The organism is Enterococcus sp. C53 (assembly GCF_040887425.1).
GTDB lineage: Bacteria > Bacillota > Bacilli > Lactobacillales > Enterococcaceae > Enterococcus_B > Enterococcus_B hirae.
Window position 1 is genome coordinate 1 of record NZ_JBFOFT010000019.1, and the last position, 7,815, is coordinate 7,815.

At 32.4% G+C, this 7,815-nt stretch carries 7 protein-coding genes and 1 pseudogene; 7 read left to right on the plus strand and 1 reads right to left on the minus strand.

Going from position 1 to position 7,815, the window contains the following annotated elements; genetic code table 11:
* Positions 1–893: 893 nt before the first annotated feature.
* Positions 894–974: a type I toxin-antitoxin system Fst family toxin gene (locus tag AB3I42_RS13855; protein ID WP_309597279.1), complete on the minus strand. Its 81-nt coding sequence runs from the start codon at positions 972–974 to the stop codon at positions 894–896.
* Positions 975–1,047: 73 nt separating this feature from the next.
* On the opposite strand from AB3I42_RS13855, the pseudogene AB3I42_RS13860 reads away from it, so the two are divergent.
* The 7 genes and pseudogenes from AB3I42_RS13860 to AB3I42_RS13890 all read left to right on the plus strand — a co-directional run.
* Positions 1,048–1,353 (plus strand): annotated as a pseudogene (locus AB3I42_RS13860) (transposase); the annotation flags it as partial.
* Between the two features lie 676 nt (positions 1,354–2,029).
* On the plus strand, positions 2,030–2,791 hold the full coding sequence (locus tag AB3I42_RS13865) for a WxL domain-containing protein (RefSeq protein WP_081125805.1): 762 nt from the start codon (positions 2,030–2,032) through the stop codon (positions 2,789–2,791).
* A gap of 211 nt (positions 2,792–3,002) precedes the next feature.
* Positions 3,003–4,016 carry a DUF916 and DUF3324 domain-containing protein gene (locus AB3I42_RS13870; protein ID WP_081125804.1) on the plus strand — a complete coding sequence of 338 codons (1,014 nt, stop codon included), beginning with the start codon at positions 3,003–3,005 and terminating at the stop codon, positions 4,014–4,016.
* 1 nt (position 4,017) lies between these two features.
* Positions 4,018–4,353: an LPXTG cell wall anchor domain-containing protein gene (locus tag AB3I42_RS13875; RefSeq protein ID WP_181934726.1), complete on the plus strand. Its 336-nt coding sequence runs from the start codon at positions 4,018–4,020 to the stop codon at positions 4,351–4,353.
* Entirely contained in the window at positions 4,354–4,560 is a 207-nt protein-coding gene (locus AB3I42_RS13880; RefSeq protein WP_081123767.1) for a hypothetical protein, read from the plus strand.
* A 28-nt stretch (positions 4,561–4,588) separates the two neighbouring features.
* Entirely contained in the window at positions 4,589–6,769 is a 2,181-nt protein-coding gene (locus AB3I42_RS13885) for a BspA family leucine-rich repeat surface protein (protein WP_368022567.1), read from the plus strand.
* A 118-nt stretch (positions 6,770–6,887) separates the two neighbouring features.
* Positions 6,888–7,815 (plus strand): G5 domain-containing protein (locus tag AB3I42_RS13890; protein ID WP_368022568.1); only part of this gene is annotated, 928 nt, incomplete at its 3' end.

Sequence of the window (7,815 nt, forward strand, 5' to 3'; positions counted from 1 at the left end):
TATGTGCTTTATGAAAAAAACAAAAAATAAATTACTAACTCAGGTGTCACTTTTCTTTTTAAATGGCAAAAATTTCAATCTTTAAATGGCGAAAAACAAAGAGCGTGAGACCCTATCTGTCATTTTTATATTTAATTGGCACAGTTTTTTCTAATTATTTGTCATATTCATAGTCAACTATAGCTACAAAAGCAACTAATTTTGGAGATAGATTGAGATATTTAAAAATCTATCATGAAAAATTAGTTGCTTTTGTCACTTAGCGCTGAAAATTTATGCCATTTATCTAGAAAAATGACAGTTAGGATATGTGATAATGGTTCATTTTATAATTTGAGTTTTGACAAAGCTATTCGTACAAGTAAAATGATAATAGCTTTAACATGTGTTAGGACAGAAAACCAATATGTGCCACAGTCATTATTAGCGTTAAATGGGACAACCAATAAAAACTTATCTAAATCTTTATTAGAATCTCACGAAGTTGTAAAAATCGAGAAAGTAAAAATAGGCACAAATGATATTAGCAAAACTATTTTCGAGAAGACAGTATAAAAAGGTCAAAAAATTTGACCTTTATTTTTTTACGTATTTTCTTACTTTTTTAGTAGAACATTTAAATTTTGTTAACTTAGTGAAAAACAAGAAGGTCAATTGAGTATACCTGGATAAGCAAAAGACAAATTGAGTATAGATTAATATTTGTATAAGGACATTTAAGTTGAGCATTTAAATTAGTGATGGTATAATATGAGTGCGAAATTAGATAAGCTATACACGAATAGCACAAAAGCCAACCCTATTGCGAGTAGGGTTGGCTTTCTTTATGTTCGTTGCGACTCTGAACATGTGGGTTAGAGACAACTTGCTTAGTTATCGTCTTTCTCGTCTAATCAGTGAGAAACTAGTTCGATGACCAGTCCAACAAAAATTGGTGCGATAACCAATGAGATAAGCTCTTTCACGAAAAACACCCCTTAACTTGAATATTAGTCCAGGTTATTGGGTGCACTACATTTCTAGTCTAACTTTTGGGGGGCACATCAAGAGGAGGCGTAGCCCTTTTTTCATGAATTAGTTGAAGCTTTTCGAGACAAAGACCCTGACTGATTTTTCTCCTTATCAGCAGAACTTCCCGAAACGTTAGATGACGGCTTTCGGAAGAAGCTTCAAAAACTTCTGACCTATGAAGAAGGCATCACCAACGCGATGATCTATCCCTACTACACTGTAAAAATAGGAGCGAAGAATACCCACATAAAGACAATGAAACTAGTATCCTACGGATTTAAATCATTTGAGAACATGAGAATTAGAATCTTTTTGATTAATCAATTAATCAAAGTAGGATAACAAAAAATCTGAGCCAAAATGAGGAGCATTTTTACCCAGACTTGATTTTTCACAACTCATCAGTCCTTATTGAAAAAGAGCCATTTAGACATTTTCGGTCTAGTCGTATGCGAAACCTAAAAGAACATGTGATTCTATAAGTGGACGAAGTAACTAAAGCAATAAAAAACTCTTTTTTATGTACTGATAAGTGGAAAGCATCCGCATGTCAAATTAAAAGGAATTTTTTACGTCTAACGACTATAAAAGTTTAGAACTTACTCGATGAAATATAAACATAATACTATTTTAGATGATGCTATTCAATTATTTTGTAAATAATTTTTCTATTTATCAAAAAAGTGAATGTCATATAATACGTTTAACTTATTTGCTTTCACTGATAATTTTAATGCAAAAATTATAAAACAGCTAGTTTAACTGTTTAAGACATTCAAATAAACTGTTATTTATTAAGTATGAAGATATGCATTTGGCTTGTTTTTTAGTATTATCGTGGAATAAACTTATCTTTTTTTCGTTTTTTTTCTTTTAATTACAATAAAAAGAAAAATTAGCTATCTTGATAATTTTAACTTTTGGATATATTTTTTACATGTAAAGTGCAATTCGGAATTGTCTTTATGTTTTATTTGTTTTTGTCTTTGTAAAAAATTAGAAAAGGAGAGGTTCAAAAATGAAAAAAACAAATATCTTATTGAGTAGTGCTGTTTTAATAGCTTCATTGGTAAATGGTGGAAGTGTATTTGCAGCTACTGGTGTAGGATCTGATGCTAATCCATCTACTGCGGATACTCCAGTTTCAGCGACATTAACTGTCCCTCATACAGATACCCCTAAAGCTCCTACGGATCCTGATAATCCTGACAAGGGCCTAAATGAACAAGGAGCTGTTAGTGGAGAAGATGGAAATCTTGGAATCGCTTATTATCCAAAAGCTTTTAACTTTTCTGGAAGTCTAGGACAGAGTACTCTAACATTACCTGATTCTGGAAATAATGATACTGTCCCTAATACAACATATAATATTGGTGTAAAAGATAACACTCATACAAACAATAATTGGGAATTAACTGCAACATTAAGTTGGACAAAAGGTGATTTACCAGGTTCAACAATTCAACTGAATAATACGAATGGCACAGTAATGCAAAATAATAATAATGGTAAAAATAATTTTATGGAAAGTGATTTAGTAGCTCAGAATCCAGTAGTTGTTACAGGAGAGAAAAATGTATCTATTGGCATGAGCCCTACGAAAATTATGAGCAAAGAAAATACAACTGTAGGTATTGGAACTTATGATTATAAACTAGGCGATTTAGGTACGTTAAAACTTAATATTCCTGATGCAACTAGTTTAAAGGCTGGTAATTATTCTGGAAAAGTAACATGGAATTTAGCAGTCACTCCTGGAACCACTGTTGGTACTAATTAATATTGGTAATGTTGGGGTAATTACTAATAGGTAAACTAATTCATTAGAATGTTAGTTTACCTATTAGTATACATGTAAATTCGTTGATCGTGATGAATAACAAATGAGTGGCTATTAATTCTGATAAGAAATTTTTTCAAGTATTTATATGAATGATGGCAATGCAATATTGATGTAACAACGCTGATAAATATAAGAAGGATGGAATAAAATGAAACGAGCGATTGGTATTACAATATTAATCTTATCTATCTTTTTCTGTGGTGGAACCATTGCTTATGGGGAAGAAGGGATTGGTGGATTTACCATCGAAGGTGTGCCAAATGCTCATCAATTGGATTCCTCTGTTGGCTATTTTTATTTGAAAGAAAACCCTGAAGAAAAAGATGAAATCAAAGTGAAGTTGATCAATGAATCTTCAAAGGAAAAAACATTAGAAATTAAAGTAACCGATGCAAATACGAATCCTAATGGGATCATTGATTATACGGGCATGATTAAAAATCACAAGTTGTTGAAGACACCATTAACACAAATTGTTAAGGCCAATCAGTCAGAAGTGAAAGTTCCTGCAAATAGTACGAAAGAAACAACATTAACTGTAACGATGCCTAAAGATCGATTTGAAGGAATCGTGTTGGGAGGAATTGTTGTTTCTGAAAAAAAAGATGAAGAAAAAAGTAAACAAACGGTCTCTGTTGAAAATACGTATAGTTACACTTTAGGTGTAGTATTGACGAATGAAACAGAAAATCAAATGAAGAAATATATTTCAGTCGAACTAGAAGATGTTGGGCCGATTCTTTATGATGGTCGTCGAATTATTCAAGCAGATATTTTAAATCCGAACCCTTATATATTTCCAGATTCGAAAGTAGAAGGACAGATCATCGATCAGAAAACAAAAGAAGTGGTACGAACGAAAGAACAAAAAAATGTCAGTATAGCCCCTTTCTCTGTTTTCCCGTTTCAATTTGACTGGGTAAAAGAAGACTTAAAACCTGGCAAATATCTATTTAAGGGAGTAGTGACCGGTGATAAAAAAGAATGGAAGTTCGAAAAAGAATTTGAGATCACGGAAGAACAGGCCGATAAAATTAATCAAGAATCTGTCTTTCAAATCCAAATTCCGAAATGGGTAAGTATTGGCTCACTTGTATTTGCTTTATTGGCCTTCATGATGATAGTTTTCTTGCTTCTAAGAAGTAGAAAGAGAGGAAAATAAAATGAAACATAAGAAATTTAAGATGATACTTCTTCTGTTTTTAGGCGTTTTCTTTCTACAATCATCTACGATGATTTTTGCAGATATGGCAGACTCAAAAGAAACGGATGTAGCTGTGGAGTTATGGGAAACGATTGCACCTGATAAAGCTTTACCGGGAGAAGATTCCCCTATAAAGAATCAACCGGATAGTTCTAACATTGTTAAAGAAAAAAGCGGTATTTTTCCACAAACAGGAGAAATCATGAGTGATGGGTATTCCTGGATAGGAGTTGTGATCGTTTTATTTGCTGGTACTCTCTATTATTTAAAAAAGATAGCGAAGGGGAGAAACTAAATGTATATCTATCCGATGGTTTACATGACTTTAGGAATCATTTTTCTAATAGTGAGTCTATATCTTTTTTTAAAAGACTATAAAAAAGTAGTTCAGCAACAGTTGGAAAAACGATTGCTTTTTTTGAATATATTTAGTTTACTGTGTGCATTGGGAACAATGGGCATGAGTATTATCTATTTTTTCGTTATCAATAATCAATTATAGGAATATTGAATGGAAGAAGGTGAGAGGATTGAAACGATTAATAAGTGGACTGCTCTGTTCTACTCTCCTTTTAGGATTGATTAGTAACAGCAGGATCTTAAACAGCTATGCCGAAGAAGATCAAGCCATTATTGCTTCTCAATCTGATAAGGAAGCTGAAACGGCAGAGAATCAAGTAGAACAAGAAAATAAATCTATCATAGAGACAACAAATGAAGAGATAACTGATTCAGAAGAAAAAACTGGTGATGATGTATATCAATCTGAAAATGAAGTAATAGAAGAATCACCTAATTCTTCTAAAAAGAAAACTGATAAATCCGTTCTTGCAGTTACACCTAATCAAGCCAAGACTGTTGAAGGACAGGATTTGGATATAGACCATACTACTTATAAATTAGAGAATGATTCTATCGTTATCACAGGTTATAAAGGACAGAAAGAAAACCTAGTAATTCCTTCTAAAATTAAGTTATATGGAAAAATGCTATCAGTTAAAATCGAAATTGGTTTGCATAATGCCGCTGCTATATTCCCAAACAATGTACGCAGTATCAAATTTGTTTCTGTTGAAAATACCAAAATAAAGTTAGTAAATAATACACCTGATGGAGTTTCTCTTGATTATCTATTTGCAGTAGCTGGACAAAGCTATCCCAATTTAACTTCAATTGATTTTTCTGGGCTGGATATGGATAATGTAACTTCAATGTATGCTTCTTTTGATGGTAGTTTTATACCAAATTTAACTACCATTTCTTTTGGAGACAACACATTGCCTAATGTAACAAATATGGGTATTGCATTTAATAAATTAGCTAATTTAAAAGAAATCCAACAACAATGGACTTTAGGAAATGTAACTAATATGTATGAAATGTTTTGGATGCCTGAAAATAATTCAAGTCAATTGACATCTATAGGTGATACTAGCCATTGGAATACTTCTAATGTAACTAATATGTCAGGAATGTTTCTAAATTGCGTAAAGTTACAGAATCTTGATTTATCTAACTGGGATACTTCCAAAGTAACTGATATGTCAAATATGTTTTTCAATTGTCCATCATTAGTATCCATTGGAGATACAGGTAACTGGGATACTTCTAATGTGATGGATTTTAAATCAATGTTTTATGATTGTATCAGATTAGATGAAATTCATATGGATAATTGGCGTATCAATAGCAATGCTGATTTGGGTGATAGTCTTACAAATAATACTGGAATGTTCTATTTATACAGTCTTGGTTATATTCCTTTGCCAGCTTTGATTGTTGCTTCTGATAATAGATTATTGTCTTATCCTTATTCTCAGTCAGGTTATAAACCTAAGTGCGAAATAAGAATTAATGCTGATACTGGAAAGGTAGCTGAAAATCCATATATTGACAGAGAAACCGATCAACCTACAGATTTAAGTTATTATTTTTATCAAACCGCCATTCCAACTAATCAATATGAGCAACTTTCACAATTATTAGGACAAGATCTACAAAATAAAATAAGAGATTGGTTGGAAAGCAATGTGCCGACAAAAGATAATTATGCCTTAACAGGATGGGCACCGACTGATCAAGTTTTTGAACAAACTATTCAATCTATTAACAGTTTTAGTGATTTTATTAATAGCAAAGCAGAGTTTAAAGCAGGATGGGTCAGTGATAAATTTGATACATCTGTAGATAATAAAAAACTAAATCCTACTGGAAGTTTAGGTCTGGCCTATTATCCTACAACATTTAAAATTGGTTCAACGGATCTTCATTCATCTGGACAACAAAAAATACTGATTCCCAAAACAGATAGTTTCAATGTTGGTGTAAAGGATCGGACAAGAACTAAAAATGAATGGTACGTTACTGCACAATTAATTTGGGATAATATTCCAATTCCTAATGCATATATTCAGACAACTAATAGTCATGGGACAGTTATGCAAAATATAAGTACTGGATTAGGAACTTATTCCCCAAGTACCGACTTAAAAGCTCTCTCAGATAACGGAATTACAGGAACAGTAAATGATCAAATTACCACTGTGCCAAATACTATTATGAAAAGTATAAATGGGGGAAGTGCTGTGAATAATGGTGTCTATGATTATGATCTTGGGGATTTAAAATTAGTGATACCAGATGTTTCTCAAGTACGAGCAGGAACTTATTCTGGTCAAGTAGAATGGAATTTGATCAATGGGCCTGCGTAACATTTTTTTATAAAAGAATGAAACACGTAGTAATTCGGCTTTTTAGTCAGTATTATTGCGTGTTTTTCTAACTTAATTTCTTGTGAAAAAATTAAACTAAAAATAGGAGAAAGGCAAAATGAATGTTTACAAAAAAAGATCAGAAGAAAGAGTTGTAAAATATACTTTGAGAAAATTATCTCAAGGATTATTTTCTGTTGCGATTGGCTCATTTATTTTTATCAGTCAGCCGAATACACTGGTTTCAGCGGATGAAATTAGTGAAACTTCCTCTATTTTTCATCCATTAAAGAATGAAGTAAAAATAGAGCTGATACCTATATTGTCAAAGGATCTTTCAAATGCGCAAAAAGAGACTATGACAAAAGAATTACCTAAAGTCAGTATTCACGAAAATCAAAAATATTACATGGTTTATTCTAAAAAAGAAGAACGTAAAGCAAATGTACTGCCACAAACGAATGAGCTAGACACATTAAAATATGTTTATTTAGGTACAGGAATATTCTTATTTAGTTGGGTGCTTTTAGCGAGAAAAGCGAAAAAAAATAAATTTTTGCTTAGCTTACTGGTCAGTAGTTCCTTAAGCAGCATTCCTATTGTCGCTAAAGCAGAAGAGGTTGATCTCAATTTAGATCATTATAATCAGACGATCTATTTAGAAAAAGGCCAAAAGTTGCCATTTATTTCTACAGAGATTCCTGGCTATGAGCTCTTAGGGTATGTATTGATCGATGAGAAGTCAGCACCTTCTGATACAAAAGAACCTGTTGTCACTAAACAAAAAGAAACAAAGGGGACAACTGTAGTTAAAGAAGAAACAGTGACTGAAACGCTTCCGTATACGACAAAAATGATAGAAAACCCAGAATTGGAAGAAGGGGTTACACAAGTCAAAACAGCAGGAGAAGATGGAACTAGAACGATCGTCTATGAGGTTACTTATGATGGAGAGGGCAATGAAATCAGTCGAGTAGAAACAAGCAATACCGTCACAAAAGAACCAGTAGAAAAAGTCATTGAAAAAGGAACGAAAGTTCCAGTCT